General features: G+C 52.1%; 22 protein-coding genes and 1 pseudogene. 10 read left to right on the plus strand and 13 right to left on the minus strand.

Annotation, left to right across the window (positions count from 1 at the left end):
* Window positions 1–1,049 precede the first annotated feature (1,049 nt).
* The 6 genes from AC4BAN_RS09315 to AC4BAN_RS09340 all read left to right on the plus strand — a co-directional run bounded on the left by AC4BAN_RS09315 (window position 1,050) and on the right by AC4BAN_RS09340 (window position 8,616).
* Window positions 1,050–2,939, plus strand: coding sequence for a BamA/TamA family outer membrane protein (locus AC4BAN_RS09315; protein ID WP_490564126.1), 1,890 nt, complete (start codon window positions 1,050–1,052; stop codon window positions 2,937–2,939).
* Between the two features lie 139 nt (window positions 2,940–3,078).
* The gene (locus AC4BAN_RS09320) at window positions 3,079–3,915 is read left to right on the plus strand and encodes a CvfB family protein (protein WP_490564127.1); all 837 of its coding nucleotides are present in this window, start codon (window positions 3,079–3,081) and stop codon (window positions 3,913–3,915) included.
* Window positions 3,908–6,505: a DUF5916 domain-containing protein gene (locus AC4BAN_RS09325; RefSeq protein WP_490564128.1), complete on the plus strand. Its 2,598-nt coding sequence runs from the start codon at window positions 3,908–3,910 to the stop codon at window positions 6,503–6,505. The genes AC4BAN_RS09320 and AC4BAN_RS09325 overlap by 8 nt, the downstream gene beginning before the upstream one ends.
* Before the next feature lie 10 nt (window positions 6,506–6,515).
* On the plus strand, window positions 6,516–7,187 hold the full coding sequence (locus AC4BAN_RS09330) for an oxidoreductase (protein ID WP_490564129.1): 672 nt from the start codon (window positions 6,516–6,518) through the stop codon (window positions 7,185–7,187).
* Between the two features lie 42 nt (window positions 7,188–7,229).
* Window positions 7,230–8,015, plus strand: coding sequence for a methyltransferase domain-containing protein (locus tag AC4BAN_RS09335; RefSeq protein WP_490564130.1), 786 nt, complete (start codon window positions 7,230–7,232; stop codon window positions 8,013–8,015).
* A gap of 106 nt (window positions 8,016–8,121) precedes the next feature.
* Complete coding sequence (locus tag AC4BAN_RS09340; protein ID WP_490564131.1) at window positions 8,122–8,616, plus strand: hypothetical protein; 495 nt, start codon at window positions 8,122–8,124, stop codon at window positions 8,614–8,616.
* 149 nt (window positions 8,617–8,765) lie between these two features.
* Here the strand turns inward: AC4BAN_RS09340 and AC4BAN_RS09345 are convergent, their stop codons facing one another.
* From AC4BAN_RS09345 to AC4BAN_RS09390, 10 genes are all read right to left on the minus strand, one after another.
* Window positions 8,766–8,993 carry a succinylglutamate desuccinylase/aspartoacylase family protein gene (locus AC4BAN_RS09345; RefSeq protein ID WP_490564237.1) on the minus strand — a complete coding sequence of 76 codons (228 nt, stop codon included), beginning with the start codon at window positions 8,991–8,993 and terminating at the stop codon, window positions 8,766–8,768.
* A complete protein-coding gene (locus AC4BAN_RS09350; protein ID WP_490564132.1) occupies window positions 8,912–9,706 on the minus strand; it encodes a succinylglutamate desuccinylase/aspartoacylase family protein in 795 nt (264 codons plus the stop codon). Before AC4BAN_RS09350 ends, AC4BAN_RS09345 begins: the two co-directional genes overlap by 82 nt.
* Before the next feature lies 1 nt (window position 9,707).
* Window positions 9,708–10,610, minus strand: a complete 903-nt coding sequence (gene rimK / locus AC4BAN_RS09355; protein ID WP_490564133.1) for a 30S ribosomal protein S6--L-glutamate ligase — start codon at window positions 10,608–10,610, stop codon at window positions 9,708–9,710.
* An 8-nt stretch (window positions 10,611–10,618) separates the two neighbouring features.
* Window positions 10,619–11,101: an ATP-dependent zinc protease family protein gene (locus AC4BAN_RS09360; RefSeq protein ID WP_490564134.1), complete on the minus strand. Its 483-nt coding sequence runs from the start codon at window positions 11,099–11,101 to the stop codon at window positions 10,619–10,621.
* Between the two features lie 144 nt (window positions 11,102–11,245).
* The gene (locus tag AC4BAN_RS09365; RefSeq protein WP_490564135.1) at window positions 11,246–12,442 is read right to left on the minus strand and encodes a PQQ-dependent sugar dehydrogenase; all 1,197 of its coding nucleotides are present in this window, start codon (window positions 12,440–12,442) and stop codon (window positions 11,246–11,248) included.
* Between the two features lie 174 nt (window positions 12,443–12,616).
* Complete coding sequence (locus AC4BAN_RS09370) at window positions 12,617–13,429, minus strand: alpha/beta fold hydrolase (protein WP_490564136.1); 813 nt, start codon at window positions 13,427–13,429, stop codon at window positions 12,617–12,619.
* A 12-nt stretch (window positions 13,430–13,441) separates the two neighbouring features.
* On the minus strand, window positions 13,442–13,984 hold the full coding sequence (locus tag AC4BAN_RS09375) for a DUF502 domain-containing protein (protein ID WP_490564137.1): 543 nt from the start codon (window positions 13,982–13,984) through the stop codon (window positions 13,442–13,444).
* A gap of 84 nt (window positions 13,985–14,068) precedes the next feature.
* Entirely contained in the window at window positions 14,069–14,959 is an 891-nt protein-coding gene (locus AC4BAN_RS09380; protein WP_490564232.1) for a 4-hydroxy-3-methylbut-2-enyl diphosphate reductase, read from the minus strand.
* 11 nt (window positions 14,960–14,970) lie between these two features.
* The gene (gene cmk / locus AC4BAN_RS09385; protein ID WP_490564138.1) at window positions 14,971–15,675 is read right to left on the minus strand and encodes a (d)CMP kinase; all 705 of its coding nucleotides are present in this window, start codon (window positions 15,673–15,675) and stop codon (window positions 14,971–14,973) included.
* A complete protein-coding gene (locus tag AC4BAN_RS09390; protein WP_490564139.1) occupies window positions 15,672–15,908 on the minus strand; it encodes a hypothetical protein in 237 nt (78 codons plus the stop codon). The genes cmk and AC4BAN_RS09390 overlap by 4 nt, the downstream gene beginning before the upstream one ends.
* Window positions 15,909–15,939: 31 nt before the next feature.
* Here AC4BAN_RS09390 and ade point away from each other — a divergent pair, with 31 nt between their 5' ends.
* Complete coding sequence (gene ade, locus AC4BAN_RS09395; RefSeq protein ID WP_490564140.1) at window positions 15,940–17,574, plus strand: adenine deaminase; 1,635 nt, start codon at window positions 15,940–15,942, stop codon at window positions 17,572–17,574.
* A gap of 47 nt (window positions 17,575–17,621) precedes the next feature.
* A complete protein-coding gene (locus AC4BAN_RS09400; RefSeq protein WP_490564141.1) occupies window positions 17,622–18,470 on the plus strand; it encodes a sulfite exporter TauE/SafE family protein in 849 nt (282 codons plus the stop codon).
* A gap of 65 nt (window positions 18,471–18,535) precedes the next feature.
* On the opposite strand, the gene AC4BAN_RS09405 is transcribed toward AC4BAN_RS09400, so the two are convergent.
* Window positions 18,536–18,991: a response regulator gene (locus AC4BAN_RS09405; protein WP_490564142.1), complete on the minus strand. Its 456-nt coding sequence runs from the start codon at window positions 18,989–18,991 to the stop codon at window positions 18,536–18,538.
* A 234-nt stretch (window positions 18,992–19,225) separates the two neighbouring features.
* Window positions 19,226–20,206 (minus strand): annotated as a pseudogene (locus AC4BAN_RS09410) (PLP-dependent cysteine synthase family protein); the annotation flags it as partial.
* Between the two features lie 258 nt (window positions 20,207–20,464).
* On the opposite strand from AC4BAN_RS09410, the gene sucD reads away from it, so the two are divergent.
* Both sucD and AC4BAN_RS09420 read left to right on the plus strand, forming a co-directional pair.
* Window positions 20,465–21,355, plus strand: coding sequence for a succinate--CoA ligase subunit alpha (sucD, locus tag AC4BAN_RS09415; protein WP_490564143.1), 891 nt, complete (start codon window positions 20,465–20,467; stop codon window positions 21,353–21,355).
* A 215-nt stretch (window positions 21,356–21,570) separates the two neighbouring features.
* Window positions 21,571–22,518: a hydrogen peroxide-inducible genes activator gene (locus tag AC4BAN_RS09420; RefSeq protein ID WP_490564144.1), complete on the plus strand. Its 948-nt coding sequence runs from the start codon at window positions 21,571–21,573 to the stop codon at window positions 22,516–22,518.
* A gap of 68 nt (window positions 22,519–22,586) precedes the next feature.
* On the opposite strand, the gene rny is transcribed toward AC4BAN_RS09420, so the two are convergent.
* Window positions 22,587–24,152, minus strand: a complete 1,566-nt coding sequence (gene rny, locus AC4BAN_RS09425; RefSeq protein WP_490564145.1) for a ribonuclease Y — start codon at window positions 24,150–24,152, stop codon at window positions 22,587–22,589.
* Between the last annotated feature and the right edge of the window lie 37 nt (window positions 24,153–24,189).

A 24,189-nucleotide genomic window follows, 5' to 3' on the forward strand; every position in this document is an offset into this window, starting at 1 on the left:
TACAACTAAAGCAATATATAGTAGTTTAAACGTATATTCCTTAAAAATAGTTTCACATGGAGTACAATTGGTAACCACTCTGCTCTTCGTTTTCGTACATATCCCGTTAAAGGTCCTCGTTCCTATTTCGGAACCGCACGCTCAGGTTGGTTTCAGGCACCAGCTTTACCGCCCTTTTTTTCAGCGCACAAAAATGCTTGTGTGGCAAATTAACGCTCTCCTGCGCTTGCGCGATCATTACACGTAACGTGTAGTAACCAAACACTTCACTTTACACCTTTAAAGGAAGAGTGCAAACAGGCTCAAATCTGCATCAGGCAGCATCGCCAGCAGGTAAACATATACTACGGGAAGCTTTAGGCTAACAAGTTACAGGCTGTGTTATTTATTTACTAACCACATAACAGCCCCTGTTCTTCTCCACGGGCTCTGTCTGCATTCGGGAAGAAAGGCTCTGCAATTTTGGTACGAGCATGTTCAACTTACAGTACATCGAAACACGGGCAACTTTCTGGGTTTTTCTCATGATCTTAATTTTCTTTTTTTGAACCGTTCGGGAAGTGTAATGTAAAACTCTCGAACGCTTTATCGGTATTGCCATTATGTTAAATTAACTTACTTCATTAAAGAAGGCATGATCCTGGAGTCACATCACTACAATTGCGCAACCTGCGCTTATTGCTTGTACTTTGTATACATCTGGCATGCTATCTGTCTCGCGTCCATGGCAGCGAGACTTTCTGTGCACGCTTTTAAAGTACTAATATTTTTAGCTTACAGGAAATTTTACTATCATTTGCACAAGCTTTAGCGCTAATCTGAATGAAAGATACGCACATGAGATTAGCAAAACCAAAATAGTTAGTATTTATTTATCAACCAGTTATCAACAGCCATTTACTTTACTAATAATGTTAGCACATTCTTATAGGCAAAAACTGCCCCTATATCAAAATTGCCCCCTCTTAGCACTTCTGCTCCCAGAAATCGTTATATTAGAAACTTGCTTCAGCGCCGCCTAACCCCATCGCCCTTAACTTAACATGTCTTTGCACCAGCTTCACATCAAGCAGTTCCGCTTCCCTGTTTTATTAGGGGTGCTGCTGCTGTGTGCAGGCATTTGCCAGGCCCAGGATGTACCCAAGACCAAAGCAGACACCACCGCCGCCCCTCCCGACACCCTCAAGCAGCGGTTTGACGAACGCTTTATGGATAACCTGCGGAAAATGTCTGAGCGGAAGACCATCATGGGCAAGCTTCTCAAATCTATCCTGGTTTTCGACAGGCGCGAAGAGGAAGTGTATGGTTTGGATGCGGAACTGATCAGGCGGGAGTATGAAAAACATAACTTCAAAATAGTCCGGAACCTGGATATCATCACGCTCGACGCTTTCGGATATTCGATAAATGACACAGCACGGGTTCCGCAGAATTTCTTTGAGAAAGCAGGCAACTCGCTTCACGTGAAAACGGGCCGGGGACTGATCCGAAACAAACTGCTTTTCAGAAGGATGGAAGCTCTAAGCCCATTGGCCCTGATAGAATCGGAGCGTTTGCTGCGCCAGACGGAATACCTCCTGGATGCCCGCATCATTGTGAACGAGCAGACAACTACCGACGACAGTGTGGATGTGCTCGTGCTCACCAAGGACATCTTCAGCCTGGGGGGCTCAGGCTCCTACTCCCCCTCTTCCGGCGCCGGCCGGGTGTCGCTGCGGGAGCTGAATTTCCTGGGCCAGGGCCACCAGGTGCGCGGCAGTTACCGCTTTAACATGAACCGGCCACGGCCCTGGGAGGTAACAGGCGCTTACACCATCGAGAACATCGGCAAAACGTACATATCCAGCGACCTTACCTACATCGACCAAAACTACTACAAGGAGAAGAGTGTATTCTTCCGGCGCGATTTCTTCTCGACCACCACCAAGTATGCCGGCGCTATCGGGGTAAGCTGGATCGACGAGCAGCTGCTCCTGCCCCCTACGCCGCAAGATACCATTCCGCGTTTCGGAGAACTTAGCTACGCCCGCCGCGATGCGTGGCTGGGGCGCTCCTTCAAGTTCAAATCCTATAACCTGGGTTATGAATCGAGGGGGCGCATTATTGTAGGGGCCCGCTTTATCGAAACGAATTACAGCACGGTGCCCACCGAAAACTTTCAAAGTAATGTTTTAATGCTGGGGAGTGTGGGCTATAGCATCCGGAAATATTACAAAGACCGCTACCTTTTTGGCTTTGGCCGTACAGAGGACATCCCTGCCGGCACGCTGGTGTCGTTTACGGGAGGCTACGAGAAAGGCAGCATTCAGGAGCGGCGTTACTTTGCGGCATCGGCCTCCACGGCCAAGTACAGCCCCACCTTTGGTTACCTTTTTATGGGGGCCACCTACGGCACCTTCCTGCGCGACGAACACTTTGAGCAGGGCGTGCTAGAGATGCAGTCACTTTATTTCACCCGGCTGGCGGAATGGGGCAACTGGAAACTACGGCATTATATATTAGGGCGTGGCACCCTGGGCATTAACAGAAACCCGGAAGAATTGCTTGCCATTAACAACGAGAGCGGGCTCCGCGGTTTCCGTTCCGACCTGCTTCGGGGCTCGCGCCGGGTAACGGTTAACTACGAAGCTAATTTATACACCCCCCTTTCCCTGCTTGGCTTCCGGCTTGCCACCGTATTATTTGCCGATGTGGCCTGGCTTTCCACGGGCAACAAAAGCTCCCCGTTCAAAAATGCTCCTTATAGAGGCTACGGCATCGGTTTCAGGTTCCGAAACGAGTACCTCGCCTTCAGCACCATTCAGATATTGTTGGGCTATTATCCTAAAATGCCTATAAACGAGGATTTCAATAACTTCAAAATCTTTGAATCCTCCAGATCATACTACGACTTCACCGACTTCCGTTTTGTGCGCCCGGGGGTGGCGGAATTCAGGTAAGTGTAGGGCTGGCCCTGTCCCTGGACAGTCATTTTGCGCTAAAAGCAGGGGATGCGGCTTATTAAACCCTTGTTCCAACTTTCAAGCAACCCTGCTTTTTATTAGCTTTGTAAGACAGCATCTTACAACAAGCATCATCATGGTAGAGTTAGGCGATTACAACGAACTGGAAATAGCACGCGAAGTAGATTTTGGCGTTTATTTAACCTCTGAAGATGGCGACATTCTGCTTCCAAGCAAATACATTCCCGAGGGGGCACAGGTAGGCGATACCGTGCGTGTGTTCGTGTACCGCGACTCTGAGGACCGCATCATCGCCACCAACCTGACGCCTTATGCGGTAGTAGGCGATTTTGCCTGCCTTACCTGTAAAGATGAAACCCCTTTTGGCGCTTTTTTGGACTGGGGGTTGGAAAAAGACCTGTTCGTGCCATTGAACAACCAAAAGAACAAAATGCAGATCGGCCGCAAATACTGCGTTTACCTTTACCTCGATGAGGCCTCGGATCGGGTGGTGGCCACTACCAAACTGGGAAAATACCTGCAAAACGAGCACATTAGGCTGACCGAAAGCGAAGAGGTACAGCTCCTGGTGGCGAGCTTCACAGACCTCGGCACCAAGGTGATCATCAACAACACTTACCTGGGCATGCTCTATCGAAATGAGGTGTTCAAAGACCTGCGCATCGGTGATAAAACATCAGGCTACATTAAACTCATCCGCCCCGACAACAAAATTGATGTGACGCTGCGCAAGCCCGGCCTTACCCAGAAGGACGAGGCAGAGGAGGCCTCCGATAAAATCATCCGCTTGCTGGAGCAAGGCAGCGGCTGGTTGCCTTTATCCGATAACAGCACACCCGAGGAGATCTACCAATCGTTGGGCATGAGCAAGAAAACATTTAAGCGTGCCATTGGTGGCTTGTACAAAGCCGGCCGGATCACCCTGTCCGACGACAGCATCCGCCTTGCCTGACCTGGCTGCCGCAGCCAGTCCGTATATCCTAACAGAGCCCATATCACAAAACATTAACAACCGCGCCTGCACCTGGCGCCGTGCCAAGCCCATGCTTTACAGACTTTTACCTTTTGCCCTTACCCTTTTCCTCACCCACGCCATCTGCGCCTTTGCCGCTACTAACCCCCAGGGCAACAACGCCAAAGTAAAAACAACGCAGGCTGGGCGTACAGCCACCGCGCCTGTGCTGGATGGTTACCTGGAGCCTGAGATATGGCAAACGGTAACCCCAGCCACGAACTTTGTGCGCTACGACCCGCTAAACGGCAAGCCCTCTTCGCAGCGCACAGAGGTATACATGCTCTACGACAATGAGGCCGTATACATTGGCGCCGTTTTACACGACACCGCCCCCGATTCTGTACTTACCCAGCTTGGCCAGCGCGACTCCGGCGAAAACAACGCCGATATGTTTGGCGTGTTCCTGGACACCTACAACGACAAGCAAAACGCGTTTGCCTTTATGGTGTCGGCGGCCGGGGTGCAGACGGACATTAAGATATCGCAGGGGCGGGAAGACAGGAACTGGGACGCGGTGTGGGCTAGTCAGGCGAAGCGAACCCCCGACGGGTGGGTGGTGGAGATGCGTATTCCCTATGGCGCTATCCGCTTTCCGAAAACCGAAGTGCAGACCTGGGGCGTGAACTTTATGCGCATCATCAGGCGCACCCGCGAAAAATCATACTGGAACCACGTGGACAACGCCATAGAGGGATTCGTGAACCAGGAAGGGCAGGCAGTAGGAATACAAGGCATCGAGTCGCCGGTGCGGCTCCAGTTCACACCCTATGTTTCGGGGTATGTAAACCATAACTCGGGGGCAAAACCAGGGCAAAGCAAGTATAGCCACTCCCTAAACGGCGGCATGGACGTAAAGTATGGCCTCAACGATGCCTTTACCTTAGATGTGACCCTGGTTCCCGACTTTGGCCAGACCCAATCAGATAACCAGGTGCTGAATTTGAGTCCTTTCGAGGTGAAGTTCAGTGAGAACAGGCAGTTTTTTACCGAGGGCACAGAATTGTTTAACAAAGCCGGACTTTTCTATTCACGCCGCATTGGGGGCACCCCCATTTTTCGGGCCTACGCCGCCGACTCGCTTCGCACCGGAGAGGCCCTTGTGGAGAACCCGGCCCAAAGTAGTTTGCTCAACGCCGCAAAGATCTCGGGCCGCACAAGGTCGGGCCTCGGCATCGGGTTGTTTAACGCCCTTACCCGCAACATGTACGCCCTGGCCCAGGACTCTAGCGGCCATAAAAGGGAGATCCTGACTGACCCTTTCACCAACTACAATGTTTTTGTGCTGGACCAGACTTTGCCCCGCAACTCGTTCCTGACCTTTACCAACACCAACGTGACTCGCGCCAAAGGGCAATACGACGCAAACGTTTCCGGTTTGCAGGCGCGCTTTGCCGATGCCACCAACACGTTTGCCCTGCGTGCGGGAGGTAACGTGAGCCAGCTTTACAACAAGGTGCTCAGGGGCGATACGCTCCCCACCGATGTCTCGCTGGGCCACCAGTACAACCTTACGCTGGCCAAAGTTAGCGGCAACCTGCAGTATAGCCTGAGCCACAGCGTGGAGTCTGATACCTACGAGATAAACGACCTGGGCTATTTGCAGAACCCCAACGAGTTCAATGTGGGGGCCAATGTCAGTTATACATTCTATCAGCCTGTCTGGAAGTTCTTATCCTGGGGAAGCGGCCTGAGCGTACGGCGCAGCCTGCTCTATGCCCCACGCGCCTTTGTGAGCAACTCTCTGAACGCCAGCACGAACGTGCGGTTCCGTAATTTCATGAGCGCCTATGCACGGTTTGGGGTGCGCCCGGGCAATTTGTATGATTACTTCGAAGCGCGTGCGTTTCCGCAAGTGTTTATCCGGCCTCCCGCTTTTGACACCAATCTGGGCATCAGCACCGATTACCGCCGCCGAGTAGCCCTAGACGCCTCTACCGGCATCTGGCGCTCAGAACGCTATGACCAACTTAACTGGTGGGCAAGCCTTAACCCGCGCTTCAGGGTTAACGATAAATTCTCATTGGTTAGCAACAATAACTACAACCTGGAGAAGCGGAACATCGGCTATGCTGGTAAAGATAACTACTCCCACACTATTTTCGGAGACCGTACGGTAACCACATTCACCACCACGCTCTCCGGGGCCTATATCTTTAACGAGAGAGCGGGCCTGTCATTGAACATGCGCCATTACTGGTCCAGAGCCGAGTATGCGCAGTTTTATGAGCTGACCGCGGGTGGGTTGTTGCAGCCCACTACAGCCGAACGGAATGGCAACCTGTCGACGTTTAAAGACATCAATTACAATACCTTTAACATCGACCTGGTGTATAGTTGGCGCTTTGCCCCTGGCAGCGAGCTGCGTGTAGTCTGGAAGAATGCGATACAGGACAGAAGCAACACAATCCAGAATTTATACCTGGATAACCTCTCAAACACGTTTCGGGCTCCGCAAAATAACAATTTCTCCATTAAATTTTTATACTTTATAGACTATATAGCGATTAAAAACGTACTCTCTGCGTAAGCCAAAATAAATGCAAAAAGTAAGAACCGCACTGATTGCCGGTGCCAGCGGTTTGGTAGGGGGCCAATGTTTAAACCTGCTCCTGCAAAGCGACAGGTATAGCCAGGTTATTTCTGTAGGGCGCCATGAGTTGCCCCTGATCCACCCCAAACTGGAGCAAAAAGTGATGGATTTCAGCAAGCTGAAGTCCTACGCTTCCGTGCTGGTAGCCGATGACGTTTTCTGTTGCCTGGGCACCACCATAAAAAAGGCTGGCTCTAAAGAAGCTTTCTATAAAGTAGACCATACCTATGTGGTAGAGCTGGCCAAGGTAACGGCAACGAAAGGGGCCGCGCAATTTATGGTCGTATCCTCTATGGGCGCCGACAGCGATTCCATGATCTTTTATAACAAGGTGAAAGGCGAGATGGAGCGCGACGTGCAGTTACCGGAGTTTAGTGCCGTGCATATCTTCAGGCCCTCTCTGTTGCTGGGCGACCGGGAAGAGAAGCGAACCGGAGAAGAATGGGCCTCCAAACTCATGAAGCCCCTGAGCAGCCTGATGGTGGGGCCGCTGAAAGATTACAAACCCATAGAAGCCGAAACAGTTGCGCGCGCGATGGTAGCAGCCGCCTCCCTAGATCAGAAAGGCGTGCATATCCATACTTCGCACGAAATTGCCACACTGGCCGCTAAACCATAACCTTTGCCCCTCCGTAAGCTGCACATACTTTTACGTTACTCTATGCAGCAGCAAGTCCTTAATTCCGCTTTCCCGAAGGCCTCGCGTTACGACCCGGAATGGGTGCGGCAGCACTCCATGGGCGAGAATGTGCTCCTAAACCTGGAAAGTCTCACCAGGTCGCTGGATCTGGAGCCGGGCATGCGCGTGTTGGACCTGGGTTGTGGCAAAGCCATCAGTTCTATCTTCCTGGCCAATGAGTTCGGCGTGAGCGTCTGGGCCGTAGACCCGGCAGTTTCGGCCAGCGAGAATTACCAGCGTATTCTCGGCGCAGGCTGCCAGGACAGGGTCATGCCCCTGGAAGCCGATGCACGGGCACTTCCCTTCGCCGAGGAGTATTTCGATGCGGTGATCGTGGTAGACTCTTACACCTATTTCGGCACCGACGAGAAGTACCTGCCCTACATTGCCCGCTTCCTCAAGCCGGATGGTTATCTGGCTATAGTGGACGTGTGCTTTAACAAAGAGATCGAGACGCCCCACCAGGTGCCTGACTTTCTAAAGGGGGATTATCAAAACTACTGGTACTTTATACATACCATTGATTGGTGGAAAAAGCTTTGGCAAAAAACCGGCCTAGTTGACATAAAAGCCGCCGAGGAGCTGGACCAAGCTGCCTTTATACGGCAACAGTACATCCAGGACTTTGAGGATAGCGAGGAGTCGGATGCCTTTGCCAGGGCCATCAAAGCGGATGACCAGAACTTTATCTCCTTCTTTAAACTTGTGGGCCAACGCACGAAGCGCACAGCCTATCTGCAGGATTACAAGAAAGAAGTTAAAAACTAGCCAATACCGCACAATAAAACCGTTTAACTCCGTTAGAAGTTTTAATTTTGCATCCACCACGCCAATCATGGCACGGTGGTTTAATACCCTTACACATTATACATTCATGAAAGTAATTCTTCGCATTTCATTTTCTCTTGTCCTCTTGTTTGCTGTTGCCCTTGGTGCGCAGGCACAAAGCGGCTACAAAACGGGTATTGGTTTCAGGGGCGGCGCCGCTTCGGGCCTTACCATAAAGCACTTTATTAAAAGCGATGCCGCAATAGAGGGTATCCTCAGCACCAGCTTTAAGTACAGAGGCACGGTTATCACGGTTTTGTACGAGAAGCACGCACAGGCATTTAATGCCGCTGGCCTGCAATGGTACTATGGCCTGGGCGGCCACGTCGGCTTTTACGACGGCCGCTATTACTATGAGCGTGGCCATGATAAGTACTACAACGACCATGTGTATGGCCTCGGTGTTGATGGCGTTTTGGGTCTGGAGTATTATATCCGCGACATTCCTTTTACTATTGGCGCCGATATCAAGCCCTACATTAACATACCGCGAGGTGGTGGCTACTGGGACACTGCCCTGCATGTGCGCTACGTTTTTTAGCCTTTATACACCAGCTTGAACGGGGTTTCCCTTGTTTAAACTTAAAGCCAGGAGGCCCTGCGATAACGTATCGCAGGGCCTCCTGGCTTTAAACCTTTCGGTGTTTCCTGGGTGGGTTTTACTGCTGCTGGTAACCCCGTCAAATTGTTTTAATAGGCAATGTGCAACAGCGCATCGCCCTGGTTTACCACCGGCATGTTGTTCAACCCGATCACGTAGCCGGCGGCCGGTGCATTCAGGCGAACTTCCATCTCGCCGTATGGATCGGTGATGGTGCCAATGAACTGGTTCTTTTTTACATATTGCCCGATGGATATGATGGTGCGCCAAAGGCCAGCGTTCTTGGCCCGCAGCCAGACATCCTTTGAGCAGAGCACAGTCGGTTCAAGTGGCGGGGTGTGGGGGCCATCATGCCCAGATGGTGCAGCACGCGGTACGTGCCCTCAATGCCCATGTTAATGCCTTTCTCATCAAAACGCAAGGCCTCCCCGGTTTCATACACCAGTATAGATTTGCCCTGCTTGCCTGCTTCCTTTCGTAAGGAGCCCTGCCGGTACGGCGCGTTCATGATGAACGGGGCGGCAAATGCCCTGGCTAGTTCCTCGTTTCTGTGGTCGGCCAGCACGCAGCGCACCTGCGGGTAGTTGGCGCGGCTGGAGCCGCCTGTATGGAAATCAATTCCATAGTCAACGTAGGGCATCACCTCTTTCATAAAGCGATGGGCCACCCGGCTGGCCAAGGAGCCGTCGCGGTTACCCGGGAAGCTCCGGTTAACATCCTTGCCGTCAGGCACCTCGCGCGAGAAGTTCAGGAAGCCGTAGATATTCAGCACCGGCACGGCAATGATGGTACCTTTAAGCGGGTACAGCATTTTTTTGGACAACATGCGGCGAATGATCTCGGTACCATTCACCTCGTCGCCGTGCATGCCGGCCATGAGCAGCACAACCGGGCCATCGTGCACCGACCTGTACACGTAGATAGGAATTTCAATGACGGTTCCGCTGGGCAGCTTACTGATCACAAGCTTGGTCAGCACTTTCTCCCCACGGTCAATACTTCTGCCGTTTATTACGATCGTCTCCGGCATGCTACTCTTTAATTCTTTTAGCCGTTTTCTTTTGGGTGAGGCCCTCCATGTACTCTATTATTTTGCTGGCGATGTCTTTTTGGGTAGCTTTTTCGATGCCCTCCAGCCCAGGGGAGGAGTTTACCTCCAGAATGAGCGGCCCGCGCTTGGACTGCAGCATATCGACACCGGCAACGCCTAAACCCAGCGATTTTGCCGCCAGCAGGGCTGCGGCTTTCTCCTGGCGGGTCAGCCTGATGAGCATGGCCTTGCCGCCGCGGTGCAGGTTGGAGCGGAACTCGCCCTCCTTGCCCTGGCGCTTCATGGCCCCTACCACCTCGCCGTTCACTATAAACGCACGGATATCGGCACCACCGGCCTCGGCAATGTACTCCTGCACAATAATACGGGCCTTCAGGTTATGGAATGCCTCAATAACGGACTCAGCCGCTTTTTTGGTTTCGGCCAGCACCACGCCTAATCCCTGGGTTCCCTCCAGCAACTTGATCACCAGCGGTGCCCCGCCCACTTCTTTTACCAGCTCCGAGGTTTCTTTAGAATAGTTGGTAAAAGCCGTTTTGGGCATGCCCAAACCCGCGCGCGAAAGAATCTGGAGGCTACGTAGTTTATCACGGGAGCGCACGATGGCCTGGGAGTCAACGGCGCCCTTCACTTTCATCATCTCAAACTGGCGCACCACGGCTGTACCGTAAAAGGTTACCGAGGCACCAATACGCGGAATTACAGCGTCGAACTCAGTCAGTCGCTCTCCCTTGTACAGAATATGCGGATTGCCTTGCTCAATAACCAGGTCGCAGCGCAGGTGGTCTAAAACAATGGCTTCGTGGCCGCGCTGCTCAGCTGCTTCTACTAACCTGCGGGTAGAGTAAAGCTTTGGGTTACGGGACAAGATGGCTATTTTCATATTGTAAGTTATTTCTTCTTAGGTTTGGTCTTATACTTGTTGGCAACGTTTTTACGGGAAACGTCAACTAAAAACCGCCCTTTTAAAAGTTTCCTGCCGATCAGGACGGGGTATTTCATGTCGCTGCGGTCCGATAAAGAAAACTCGGTTTCCACTGTTTCATCAAACAAGCTTATCCGGGTCCGGATCACGTAGCGCTCCTGCTTCTCTCCTATCGAGCTTTTAATCTCGCGGAGGTCATAGGTGCTAAACTCCAGCTTTTTGTGGTTATACTGCGGATGCGACGGGTCCAGCAGGTCCAGGCAGATCACTTTGGTGCCATCGGGCTTTACCTCCTCGTGAATGTTAGAACAGTGGATAGCCGATGTAAAAGCGCCGGTGTCTACTTTCGCCTCCAGCTCATAAATGGCCAGATCAGGGAAAGAAACCAACTCTCTCCGCCCAATGGTTTTCTTATCTCCTTTTGATTTTTCCGTTTTGTCCTCTTTCATTTGGGTTAAAGATAGAGCAGATTTAATGAATTTGGCAGAAAGCGGTTAAATTTAATCAAAAGCATCACGCACTGCCCCAGGTAAAAGCCAGCTTCATAGCAAGCCCTGCTTACACCTGTATTCACATGCATCTACTTACTTCAGTTACTTGGAATAGGTAATGCGATAGATCGCGTCGTTCTTGTCATCAGAAACCAGCAGGGCTCCATCCGGCATCACCAACACATCCACAGGTCTGCCCCAGTCATCCTCGCCCTGTAGCCAACCTTCCGCGAAAGGCTCATAGGAGGTGGCGTTTCCCTTGCTGTCCAGCTGCACCTGGCTTACACGGTAGCCGGTTTTGTTAGAACGGTTCCAGGAGCCGTGCTCGGCAATAAAAATTCGGTTTTTGTAGGTAGCCGGAAACATGTTGCCATCATAGAACTTCATGCCCAATGAGGCCACATGGGCGCCCAGGTTCTGTACCGGAGCCACAAACTCGCTGCAGTTGCGCTGGTTGCCAAACTCCGGGTCCGGAATGGTGCCGCCATAACAGTACGGAAAGCCAAAGTGCTGCCCTTTCTTAGTGGCCCGGTTTAACTCATCCGGCGGAATGTTGTCGCCCAACATGTCCCGGCCGTTGTTGGTGAAGTATAGATTTCCGGTGCCCGGCTCCCAGTCAAACCCAACGCTGTTCCGGATGCCTTCAGCGTAAACTTCCAGGCCGGTGCCATCGGGATTCATGCGTGTAATGCTGGCATAAACCGGGTTCTCCTCTTTGCACACATTGCAGGGGGCACCAACGGGCACATACAATTTGTTATCGGGGCCAAAGGCGATATACTTCCAGCCGTGGTGGCGCTCTGCAGGAAATTTATCATTGATCACCTCATACTTCGGTTTGTCCCGAAAGGTCTGCTCGATGTTTGGGAATTTAATTACCCTGCTGATCTCCGCCACATACAGGTCGCCGTTGTGCAGCGCCACCCCGTTCGGACTGTTTAAACCGGCAGCCACCTCCACTACTTCTTCCGCTTTGCCATCCTTATCCTTATCCACTACGGCAAACACCTTATCATTGCTTCGGGTGCCCACAAACAGAATACCGGACTCGCTCAGCGCCATTGATCGAGCATTTTTCACGTCTTTGGCATAATAATCTATCCGAAAGCCCTCCGGCAGTTTTATACGCTCCAGGTCTTTGTCAATGGGCCCGGTGGGGAGACGCACTTCTTCAGAAACCGCTGTGGCTTCTACTGCGCTTGTTGAGTTGTTTTCTTCTGATACCTCGCCGGATGAGCAGGCAAAGGAAAAGACCAGTAACAAAACGCTACTACCATACAGACTGAACTTCTTTTTCATAAATCGTGGTTGGGTTATAGAAATTAAAAAACGCCGCAAACACCGCAAAAGGCGTTGCAGCCCAGCAATTACAAGTCAGGTATACTTTATTAAAAGCACAATGTTATAAAACATGCTTATCCGCAGCGCTACCAAAGTATGACGTGGGTGTGGCCGTGGTGCATCCAGCGCTTCTCAGGGCTGGCCTGAGTGCTTTTTCCGGTGCAGCAGTTCGGCCACGTCCTGCAGCAGGTGCGAGTGCCCGGTTTTAAGCACCACAAGTTCGCCATGGTCCAGGGCATCTACGAACACCCCCACGCGTTTCGGGGAAATTATCTGGTCATACTCCCCCAGGAACATGGTAACCGCCACCTCGGCGCTGTTCAGCAGCTGCACGATCCGCCTGATATCGAAGTTCAGTTCCCGGAAACCTATCCAGCTGCGGTATACACGCAGGCGCTTGGGCGTGCTGTCCATCTGAAATTCGGCAAACCGCACCAGGCTTTTATGGATCATGTTGTAGCGCTCCAGCACTTTGAGAAGCCTGAAAAATGGCGCCGGTTTTAGCACGGTGCGTTTAAAAAGCTGCTGTAACCAGCCGGGGTAGGTGGCAATGTTGTACCAGAAACTTGTCTTGATGCCATCCGGCGCTATCAGAATCAGCTCCTCTATCCGCTCGGGCATCTGCTCGACCAGGGAAAGAGCAAACTTACCGCCCATGCTGAACCCCATCAACGAAAAGCGGGCTATCTTATACTTGTCGAGGAAACGGAGAATAATGGCTGCCAGGAACTCTTTGGTAAGGGGCATGTCCTGCTTGTGCAGGTGGCTGTTGCCATGATAGAACAGATCGAAGGCATAGATGGTATAGTCGTTGCCCAGCGCCTGGTTCATGGGCTGGTAATAGGTGCTGCTCTGCCCGTACCCATGAAAAGCCAGCATCACCTTACTGCCGTGCCCGATCACCCGGTAATGCAGCTTCGACCTGTTTTTAAGGATGGTGGGCATAGGAGATGTTTTTTACAGCTTAGACACTCCTCCCGATACGATAAACTTCATCACTTCGCTGCTGGGGGCCTCCAGGTACGTGACATTGCGCTTAGGAACGATAAAAAGCTCGCCCGAGAAATTGTAGGAATGCGGGAAGTAAACGGCTACTTTGCCTTCTATGTTCAAGGTCAGGAGCATATCCTGGGTTACAAAGCCCAGCTTACAGTTATCAGAGTCTTCTGACATTTTAACGATAACCGGTTTGTTGAATTTCTGGTTATCCCCCACGAAGGCATCCAGCAGGTCCCTCAAACTGGAATAAATAATACTGATGAGCGGCACCTTGTGCAGCAACCGCTCTGTAAGCACCAGAAAGGGCTTCACAAAGAACGATGATCCGATAAAGCCGACCAGCGCAATTAGGATAACCATCAGCAGAATGCCCAGGCCGGGTACGCCCAGGTCAAACATACTGTCGAGCCAGTCGATGATAGCCACCACAATCCACACGGTGAGGGTGAAAGGGGCAATAATGAGCAGGCCGTTTACAAAGTAGCGAATTAAATTTTTCATGGTGTTAGTGTCACAAAAAAGGCTTTGCCAATGCAAAGCCTAAATGTAGCAAAAAATGCCTTATAGTTTATTTACTATACTTTTTTACACTTGGGTCAGGTTCAGGTCAGCGATGTAGGTGGCTACCTGTTGCATCAGCCACATAGGTGTAGAGGTTGCCCCACATATCCCTACGCTTCCGGCCGCTGCAAACCACTCCCCCTGCAGTTCATCCTCGTTCTCCACAAAGTAGCTATTGGGGTTGTGCTGCTTACATACGCTGTACAGGGCTTTGCCGTTCGAACTCTTTTTGCCGCTCACAAAAACGATCACATCGTGCTCGGTAGAGAACCTGGCCAGCTGCGGCTCCCGGTTAGAAACCTGGCGGCAAATGCTGTCGTTGGCATTGAGCAAAGGCTGCGTGCTATCCTGGTTGGCTTGCTTCAGGCGTTTTTCAATCAGCTCCTTGATATGGTAAAACCCTTTGGTGCTTTTGGTGGTCTGGCTAAAGAGGGTGACCGGGCGCGTAAAGTCTATCTTCACCAGGTCTTCTTCTGTTGTTACGATAATGGCCTCGTCGCCTGTCTGGCCGGCCAAGCCGATCACCTCGGCGTGGCCCACCTGGCCGTAGATCACGACCTGGCTGTTTGCGACTTTGCCGCTATCGTAGGCATGCTTCACACGGTTCTGCAGTTTTAGCACGACCGGGCACGAGGCGTCTATCAGCTCGATGTTATTTTCCAATGCCAGCTTATAGGTTTCGGGGGGCTCGCCGTGCGCCCGGATCAGCACCTTGCAATCGCGCAGTTCCTGTAGCTGCTCACGGTCAATAATGCGCAGCCCTTTCTGGTAGAGGCGCTGCACTTCCATGCTGTTATGCACAATATCGCCCAGGCAGTAAAGCTCCTCGCTGTTCTCCATCTCATCCTCGGCCATCTGTATGGCGAACTCAACGCCAAAGCAATAGCCGGAATTTTTATCTATGGTTACTGTCATCATCTTTCGCTTCAATTTTCAATAAGGGCTTTTTCCTCGCTGATCAGGGCCGAGGTTACCTTTTGTAACACAAAATCCACCTGCTCGTCAATCGTCATATGGGAGGTATCGAGGAGGGCAGCGTCGTCGGCCCGGCGTAGCGGACTCTCTTTGCGGGTGGAGTCGATCAGGTCGCGCTTCTGCAGGTTCGCTTTTATCTCGGCCAGGTTTACCAACTGTTTTTTCTCCAGCAGCTCCTCCTGGCGGCGTTTGGTGCGGGTGTCTACGTCGGCGGTCATAAAGATCTTGACTTCGGCATCCGGAAAAACCGCGGTGCCGATGTCACGGCCGTCCATGACCACCCCGCGTTTCCTGCCCATTTTTTGCTGTTGGGCCACCATGGCATGGCGCACTTCCGGCACCACACTCACTTCGCTTACCTGGTTAGAGATGTACATTTTCCGGATCTCATCCTCCACGTTCAGGCCATTCAGGAAAACCTCGTTGCGCCTGGTTTTGGAGTTATAGTGAAACTCTACCTCAATGCTTTTCAGGGCATCCCGGATCTCTTTGGGGTTGGTGAGCGACACGTGGTTCTGAAGAAAGTATAAGGTAACGGCCCTGTACATGGCCCCGGTATCGATGTAGGCATAGCCCAGAGCCGCCGCCACCAGTTTTGCCGTAGTGCTTTTGCCGCATGAGGAATATCCGTCCAGAGCGATTACGATTTTCTTCATAGAGAGAAACTAATAAAGGGGATTAATTGGAATCGCAGGGGCATGGCAGCTTGCCACGCTTGCTCTTCTTTTTGAGAGAAGCCGTTTTTTTCTGTTGCGGGGTTTTCACAGCGCAGCCGCCCAGGGTGCCGGTTGCCAGAAAGGCCGCTAAAACCAAATATGAAATATACTTTCTCAAAACGACTGAATTTAATGCAAATATAAAGTAATTTACCGTTTTCAGCCTTACCCAAGGCCAATTTATCGCTTAAACACCCTAGCACCATGCACACAGACCATACCGTTTCGGGCAACATCATCGACGTACACAAGCAGGAAATTTACCAGGGCACTGTCCATGTGTCAAACGGCCACATTTCTAAAATAGTTCGTGAGCACACGCCTGCCACCGATTATATCTTACCGGGTTTTGTGGATGCCCATGTGCACGTGGAAAGCTCGATGCTGGTGCCCTGCGAGTTTGCCCGCCTGGCCGTGCCGCATGGTACCGTTGCCACCGTGTCGGACCCCCATGAGATTGGCAATGTGATGGGGCTGCAGGGTGTGGAGTACATGGTGGAGAATGGCAGGAAAGTGCCTTTCAAGTTCTACTTCGGGGCGCCATCCTGCGTTCCGGCCACGCCTTTCGAAACGGCCGGTGCCGAGATAACCGCCTCCGACATTGAAACCCTGTTTAAGCGCGACGAGATAAAGTACTTGGCCGAGATGATGAACTGGCCCGGTGTGCTGCACCGCGACCCGGACGTGCTGGCGAAAATAGCCCTGGCTAAAAAGTATGGCAAGGCCGTGGATGGCCATGCCCCCGGCTTGCGCGGCGAGCAGGCGGCGCAGTACGCGTCGGCTGGCATCACCACCGACCACGAGTGTTTTACCGCCGAGGAAGCACTGGACAAGTTAGCCGTTGGCATGAAGATCCTGATCCGGGAAGGCAGCGCCGCCAGGAACTTTGAGGCGCTCATCCCGCTGCTGCCCATCCATTACCGCAGCATCATGTTTTGCTCCGACGACAAGCACCCCGACAACCTGGTAGAGGGCCACATCAACCTGCTGGTAAAACGCGCACTGGCCAAAGGCAACAACCTGTTCCAGGTGCTGCAGGCGGCATGCGTGAACCCAGTGGAGCATTACAAACTGGAGGTAGGCCTGCTGCGCGAGGGCGATGCCGCTGATTTTATCGTGATCGACAACCCGGATAACTTCAAGGTAAAGGCCACCTATATCAACGGGCAACTGGTGGCCGAAAACGGCATTACCCGCACCGCCTTCACACCCAGCCAGATCATCAACAACTTTGAAACCGACGAGAAGGCCGCCGAGCAGTTTAAAGTAGCCGCAGCCGACGCCACCAAGATTCGCGTGATCGAAGCCTTTGACGGGCAACTGATCACGAAAGAAACCTGGGCAACGGCCAACATCGACAACGGGTTTATTGAAGCGGATGTCGCGCAGGACATCCTGAAAATTGCCGTGGTCAACCGCTACGAGAACACCATCCCGGCGGTGGCCTTTATCAAAAACATGGGGCTAAAGGAAGGAGCCATCGCTTCGTCTGTGGGCCACGACTCGCATAACATTATTGCCGTGGGCGTGGATGATGAGAGTATAGCCCGGGCCGTAAATCTGATCATCGGGGCGCGGGGCGGGGTGGCCGCTGTGGGCCTGGGCAAAGAGCAACTGCTCCCGCTGCCCGTAGCGGGCATTATGTCGGCGGCCGATGGGTACCAGGTGGCTGAGGCGTACGCGGCCATCGATAAGATGAGCAAAGAGATGGGCAGTAAACTCGGGTCGCCTTTCATGACCCTGTCTTTTATGGCTTTGCTGGTTATCCCGTCCTTAAAGCTTAGCGACAAGGGGTTATTCAACGGTGATGTGTTTCAGTTCGTACCAGTAGCAAAATAAACCCCTGTTAAAAGTATAAAACCAGGGCAGCAGGTGTGCCCACGTGCATGGAGGAACTCATCTTATTTCTGGTTGGCGTGCTGGTGAGTGGCTTTGGCACGATCATCGGTTTCGGTGGTGGCGTGTTCATGGTTCCTATCCTGATCATTTTCTTCGGCTTTAACATCGAGATCGCCATTGGCTCTACCATGGCCGCCCTGGTGCCGGCCTCCATCATCGCCTCTGTGTTTAACCTGCGCGACAGGAGCATAGACTATGTGGTTGGCACGCTCATACAGCTCCCTGCCTTGGTAGGCACTGTGCTGGGGGCCTTCTTGGTGGCTTTTTTGCCGGTGTTTAAGCTCCAGTTTATTTTCGCGTTGTTTGTGGTTGTGATTGGCACCACCATGTTCCTGCCCAAAAAGCAACGCGGCAGGGGCAGCCATTCGGGCATGATGTACCGTATCCGCCGGATGCCTACCTCCTTTATCCGCAAGAACAGGGTGAAGCACCTGGCCTACAGAATCAACGGGGGCCTGATCTCCGCATTTGGCTTCGCTTCGGGTGTGATGGCCGGGCTTTTTGGCATAGGGGGCGGCTTTGTGCAAACCCCCATGATGATCAAGATCTTCAGGATCCCCCCTCAGATCGCCACCTCTACGGCCTTGTTTATTTTGGTGGTAACGAGCTTTACGGGCTTTATCAGCCACTTTCTGCTCGGGAACGTGATGTGGGGCCGAAGCCTGCCCCTGATGGCTGCCTTCTCGTTGGGCGCACTAGGTGGCAACCTGCTCAAGAAAAACCGGAGGTCCAAAATTCCCAACGTCGAGAAGCTGATCGGCATCGGCCTGTTTCTGGCGGGCTTCGGGGTATTGCTTAACCTGGCCATCCGGTCTAACTTCGGCTTCTCTTTTTAAGCATAAAAAAAGGGAAGCCGTTCATGTAACGGCTTCCCTTTATAAAATCCAAGGACTTCCGGGTATTAGGCCTCCCGTTCCTCCTGCTTCTCCCGTTCCTCCTGCTTAAAATACTTTTCCAGCAGCATGGTTACTTTCTCCGAGGTTAGGGGCTTGGTGAGGTACTCTGCTGCATATTTTTTAGAGTTCTCCGTGTCTTGGGGGTGGGTGGAGGTGGTGAGCACGGCCATCACGATCCCTTTTCTGAACCCTGCATTCAGGCGTTCGTACAGGTCCAGCATTTCAAAGCCATCCATTACCGGCATGTTGATGTCCAGAAAGATCAGCTCGGGCTTAAAGTAACTCTTACTGCCTGCCTCGTAGTTATCGTTGCTCACATTATACAGGTAATCAAAAGCCTGCTTGCCATTTACAAATGTGCGCACATTACTTGTCACCTCCATCCTGTCCAGGAGGCGATGATTCAGAAAGTTGGTTGTTTCATCATCGTCTATCAGTAAGACGCCGGAAAGTTTTCTCATCCTATAATGCACTTTTTAATCAACACACAGGTGATTTTATGGCAGAGAAATTCTCTACTTGAGTTAAACCTGCTGTAACGAATTTTGTTAAATGTTCAACGCGCTTTGGCCCTGTGTTTGTAACACATCCTTCACTAAAACCTGTTAGTATGGAAAAGGTATAAAAGGTAAGTATAAAAGCCTACAAAAAAAACCTGGCTTTAGATTCCATCCATTTAATACCAACTCCGATTAGTCGATGTAGCCTTGCGCACGCATCCAGTCGTCGTTGTAGATTTTGCCCAGATAGCGTGTGCCGTGGTCCGGCAGCAACACCACCATAATATCATCCTCGGTCAGGTGCTCTTTGGCATACTCCAGCGCGCCAACCACCGCAGAGCCACACGACCAGCCCACGAACAGTCCTTCTTCCCTGGCCAGCCTTCGGGTCATCAGGGCGCCGTCTTTATCCGTTACCTTCACAAAAGTGTCGATCAGGTCGAAGTTCACGTTTTTAGGAAGGATATCCTCCCCGATGCCTTCGGTGGCATAGGAATAAATCTCCTTCTCGTCGAACTCGCCGGTCTCTTTATACTTCTTAAACACAGAGCCATAGGTGTCTATGCCTACCACCTTCACGTCCGGGTTTTGTTCCTTCAGAAATTTAGAGATTCCTGAAATGGTACCGCCTGTACCCACGCCTGCGGCAAAGCAGGTTATTTTGCCTTCTGTCTGTTCCCATACCTCCGGGCCGGTTCCTTCGTAATGCGCTGCCGTGTTAGAGGTATTGTCGTACTGGTTTGGGTAGAAAGAGTTGGGGATCTCCTCGTTGAGGCGCTTGGCAATAGAGTAATAGGAATCCGGATGATCTGGGGATACGTTGGTTGGGCAAACGATCACCTCTGCGCCAACGGCACGCAGGATATCCATTTTCTCCTTGCTCTGCTTGTCCGCCAGGGTAAAGATACACTTGTAGCCCTTGGCAATGGCTGCCAGGGCCAGGCCCATGCCCGTGTTACCGGAAGTTCCTTCTATAATGGTGCCGCCTGGCTTGAGAATGCCCGCTTTTTCGGCATCTTCCACCATCTTAATGGCGATCCGGTCCTTCACAGAGTTGCCGGGGTTCATATACTCTACTTTAGCCAGCACAGTGGCCTTAATGCCGTCAGTAACCTTATTCAGTTTTACCAGGGGTGTGTTACCGATGGCTTCGGTAATATGGTTCAGATATTTCATTTTCTTGAAGTGAATTTGGGTGCAAAGGTACGCATTTAATACGTTATTCTTTCCGCTAAAACTTGTCTCTTTCGTAGATGCCTTGCTTACCAAGTTCAGGAGCCACTGCACAAGTGTTGCCAGCCTGGGCCCGTTTTGGTGTGGCAATGCCTGAAATGGAGCTATATTAGGTAGAACTATTTTTTGTAGAGGCCATAAAAAAGGCTATTTTTGCACATCCTTATAGTTCGACTGTATTAAAAACTAAAAAAGATACACATGAGTGTTTTAGTAAATAAAGATTCGAAAGTGATCGTGCAGGGCTTTACCGGCTCAGAAGGTTCTTTCCACGCGCATCAGATGATAGAGTACGGCACTAACGTAGTAGGTGGTGTTACGCCGGGCAAAGGGGGTTCTTTTCACCTCGACCTTCCTGTTTTCAACACCGTGGAAGAGGCTGTAAAGAAAACCGGCGCTGATGTATCCATCATATTCGTACCGCCGGCTTTCGCCGCCGACGCGATCATGGAAGCTGCTGACGCAGGCATTAAAGTGATCGTGGCGATTACAGAAGGTATACCTGTAAAGGACATGGTGGCTGCTAAAAATTACCTTTCTAACAAAGATGTCACCCTGATCGGCCCTAACTGCCCCGGTGTGATCACTCCAGGCGAAGCGAAGGTTGGGATCATGCCAGGTTTCGTGTTCAAGCCAGGCCGTATCGGAATCGTTTCTAAGTCGGGTACCTTAACCTACGAGGCCGCTGACCAGATCGTAAAGGCCGGCTTCGGTATATCCACGGCTATCGGTATCGGTGGCGACCCGATCATCGGAACGCCGACCAAGGATGCGGTACAACTGTTGATGGAAGACCCGGAGACGGACGCGATCGTGATGATCGGCGAGATTGGCGGAAACTACGAGGCAATGGCTTCTAAGTATATCAGCGAGACAGGTAACAAGAAGCCTGTTGTTGGGTTCATTGCTGGCCAGACTGCTCCGGCAGGTCGCCGTATGGGCCACGCAGGTGCTATTGTGGGTGGTGCCGAAGATACAGCCGCTGCTAAAATGCAGATCATGCGCGAAAACGGCATCCATGTTGTGGAATCTCCTGCTGAGATTGGCGCTACCATGGTGAAAGCCTTACAGGAAGCCGGCATCTCTGCTTAACTACGCAACAACTTATACTTTTAAAGTATAGCACATACAGGAAGGCCGCCCCAAAGGGCGGCCTTTTTCTTTAATCGGAACCAGAAAAGCAGGTCAAAGGATCAACCTCATTATTTAAAACGCTTACTCTTATCATCAGAAACAATTACTTTTATACTTTTATAAGTATAAGCTATTAGGTAAATGAAAGGCCTGCCTGAAAAACAGTAAAACCCATGACACTTGTACAGTTAGAATACCTGCTGGCCGTGGACACGCACCGGCACTTTGCCACAGCAGCCGAGCACTGCTTTGTTACGCAACCCACCTTAAGCATGCAACTGCAGAAGCTGGAAGATGAACTGGGTGCGCAGCTGTTTGACCGCAGCCGGGTACCGGTCCGGCCAACCGAGATCGGCAAAGAGATCATTGCCCAGGCCCGGATCATCATGGCCGAATCGAAGAAGGTAAAGGAGATCGTGCAGGGACAGCAGCTGGAGCTGGCCGGGGAACTGCGCATCGGCATCATCCCTACGCTGGCCCCTTACCTGATGCCGCTGTTCATCACCAGCTTCCTGGAAAAATATCCGCAGGTGCGGGTGGTGGTGCAGGAGCTCCTGACCAACCAGATCGTGGAGAAGCTGAACCACGAGCTGCTGGATGTAGGCCTGCTGGTAACGCCTTTAGAAGACAAAAGCATAAAAGAGCTGCCGCTGTTCTACGAAGCCTTTGTGACCTACATCAACCCAAAGCACCCACTGGCAGCCTATGAAAGTATAAAACCCGGACAGCTGGACCTGGGTGAGCTCTGGGTGCTGAACGAGGGCCATTGCTTCCGTAGCCAGGTGCTCAACATCTGCAACCGCACCGCTAAAAAAGGGAGCCCGGAGCAGCACGGCAACTTCGACTATAAAAGCGGCTCCCTGGAAACACTCAAGCGCATTGTGGAGACCCAGCATGGTCTGACCCTATTGCCTGAGCTATCGGTGCTGGACATGCCCGAGAGCAAACGCCGGCTGGTACACCCTTTTCAGGAGCCGCAGCCGCTCCGCGAGGTGAGCCTGGTGGTGCACCGCAGCTTCCTGAAGAAAAAACTTATCGCAGCCCTGCAACAGGAGATCCTGGCGGCCCTGCCTGAGCCAATACGGCACCGGAAGAAAGCCCGCGTGGTGGCCGTGAAGTAGGGCACAAAAAAGCCGCCTGCCACAAATGCGGCAGGCGGCTTTAACCTTAATCCAATCTCAATTAAAACTTACTTGGCGTAACTGATGGCGCGCATCTCGCGGATAACCGTGATCTTGATCTGGCCCGGGTACTGCATCTCTTTCTCAATCTTCTGGGAGATATCGAAAGAGATCTGCGCGGCCTTCTCATCGGTCACGTTGTCGGCATCCACCATCACGCGCAGCTCACGGCCGGCTTGAATGGCGTAGCACTGGTTCACGCCGTCAAACGAAACAGCTGTTTCCTCCAGCTCCTTCAAACGCTTGATATACGACTCCATGATCTCGCGACGGGCACCTGGTCTGGAACCAGAGATGGCGTCGCAGGCCTGGATAAGCGGCGAAACCATGGCGGTCATCTCTACCTCGTCGTGGTGAGCCCCTATCGCATTACAAACATCCGGATGCTCCTTATACTTTTTGGCCAGTTCCATACCTATGATCGCGTGTGGCAACTCCGGCTCATCCGGGGTTACTTTACCGATATCGTGCAACAGACCCGCGCGCTTGGCATGTTTCACGTTCAGGCCCAGCTCTGCGGCCATGGTGGCGCAAAGGTTAGCTACCTCGCGTGAGTGCTGCAGCAGGTTCTGGCCGTACGATGAACGGAAACGCATGCGGCCCACCATCCTGATCAGCTCGGGATGCAAGCCGTGGATGCCCAGGTCAATGGCTGTGCGCTCCCCGATCTCCACGATCTCCTCTTCGATGTTCTTGCGTGTTTTAGAAACTACCTCCTCAATGCGGGCAGGGTGAATGCGGCCATCGGCTACCAAACGATGCAACGACAGTCGCGCAATCTCGCGGCGCACCGGATCGAAACCAGAGATAATAATCGCCTCCGGTGTGTCATCCACAATAATCTCCACCCCAGTGGCAGCCTCCAGCGCACGGATGTTACGTCCTTCACGGCCAATGATCTTTCCTTTGATATCGTCGCTCTCGATGTTGAACACCGACACGCAGTTCTCGATGGCGTGCTCAGCGGCTGTGCGCTGAATGGTTTCGATAACGATCTTCTTGGCTTCTTTTGTGGCGGTAAGCTTGGCCTGGGCAATAATGTCTTTGATGTGCGATGAAGCCTGTGTGGTGGCTTCGCTCTTGAGCGCCTCCACCATTTGCTCGCGGGCCTCAGAAGCCGTCAGGCCGGCAATTTTCTCCAGCTGGCTCACCACACTCTCGTGCTGCTGCTCTACTTCTTCCTTGCGCTTTTTCAGGTGCTCGAGCTGCGTATCCAGGTGCTCTTTCTCCTTGTTCAGCTCATGCTCGCGGCGCTTGGTATCCTCCATCTGCTTGGCCACGTGCTGCTCGCGCTGCTTTACCTTGTTCTCGTTCTGGATGATGATGTTCTTCTTCTTGTTAGACTCCTCCTCGAACTCCGACTTCAGCTTCAGGTATTTCTCTTTTGCCTCCAGGATACGGTCCTTCATAATGCTCTCGCCGTTTATCTCGGCCTCGCGAATGATGTTTTTGGCTGTCCGGCGCGCTTCGTCCTCCTGTTGCTTGTACACTTTTTGCAACAGCGATCGCCCAATGTAAACGCCTACTCCTAGCGCTACAATGGCTGTTAATAAAATATAAAGGATAATGGGCATAACTATCGTTTTAGGTTTAATTAAAAACGTATAGCGG

It is taken from the genome of Pontibacter sp. GD13 (assembly GCF_058216355.1).

Excerpts from the sequence above, each read along its gene's own strand:
- AC4BAN_RS09320 (WP_490564127.1), top strand. The coding sequence starts at position 3,079 with ATGGTAGAGTTAGGCGATTACAACGAACTGGAAATAGCACGCGAAGTA.
- AC4BAN_RS09330 (WP_490564129.1), top strand. The coding sequence starts at position 6,516 with ATGCAAAAAGTAAGAACCGCACTGATTGCCGGTGCCAGCGGTTTGGTA.
- AC4BAN_RS09335 (WP_490564130.1), top strand. The coding sequence starts at position 7,230 with ATGCAGCAGCAAGTCCTTAATTCCGCTTTCCCGAAGGCCTCGCGTTAC.
- AC4BAN_RS09340 (WP_490564131.1), top strand. The coding sequence starts at position 8,122 with ATGAAAGTAATTCTTCGCATTTCATTTTCTCTTGTCCTCTTGTTTGCT.
- AC4BAN_RS09350 (WP_490564132.1), bottom strand. The coding sequence starts at position 9,706 with ATGCCGGAGACGATCGTAATAAACGGCAGAAGTATTGACCGTGGGGAG.
- rimK (WP_490564133.1), bottom strand. The coding sequence starts at position 10,610 with ATGAAAATAGCCATCTTGTCCCGTAACCCAAAGCTTTACTCTACCCGC.
- AC4BAN_RS09360 (WP_490564134.1), bottom strand. The coding sequence starts at position 11,101 with ATGAAAGAGGACAAAACGGAAAAATCAAAAGGAGATAAGAAAACCATT.
- AC4BAN_RS09365 (WP_490564135.1), bottom strand. The coding sequence starts at position 12,442 with ATGAAAAAGAAGTTCAGTCTGTATGGTAGTAGCGTTTTGTTACTGGTC.
- AC4BAN_RS09370 (WP_490564136.1), bottom strand. The coding sequence starts at position 13,429 with ATGCCCACCATCCTTAAAAACAGGTCGAAGCTGCATTACCGGGTGATC.
- AC4BAN_RS09375 (WP_490564137.1), bottom strand. The coding sequence starts at position 13,984 with ATGAAAAATTTAATTCGCTACTTTGTAAACGGCCTGCTCATTATTGCC.
- AC4BAN_RS09380 (WP_490564232.1), bottom strand. The coding sequence starts at position 14,959 with ATGACAGTAACCATAGATAAAAATTCCGGCTATTGCTTTGGCGTTGAG.
- cmk (WP_490564138.1), bottom strand. The coding sequence starts at position 15,675 with ATGAAGAAAATCGTAATCGCTCTGGACGGATATTCCTCATGCGGCAAA.
- ade (WP_490564140.1), top strand. The coding sequence starts at position 15,940 with ATGCACACAGACCATACCGTTTCGGGCAACATCATCGACGTACACAAG.
- AC4BAN_RS09400 (WP_490564141.1), top strand. The coding sequence starts at position 17,622 with ATGGAGGAACTCATCTTATTTCTGGTTGGCGTGCTGGTGAGTGGCTTT.
- AC4BAN_RS09405 (WP_490564142.1), bottom strand. The coding sequence starts at position 18,991 with ATGAGAAAACTTTCCGGCGTCTTACTGATAGACGATGATGAAACAACC.
- sucD (WP_490564143.1), top strand. The coding sequence starts at position 20,465 with ATGAGTGTTTTAGTAAATAAAGATTCGAAAGTGATCGTGCAGGGCTTT.
- AC4BAN_RS09420 (WP_490564144.1), top strand. The coding sequence starts at position 21,571 with ATGACACTTGTACAGTTAGAATACCTGCTGGCCGTGGACACGCACCGG.
- rny (WP_490564145.1), bottom strand. The coding sequence starts at position 24,152 with ATGCCCATTATCCTTTATATTTTATTAACAGCCATTGTAGCGCTAGGA.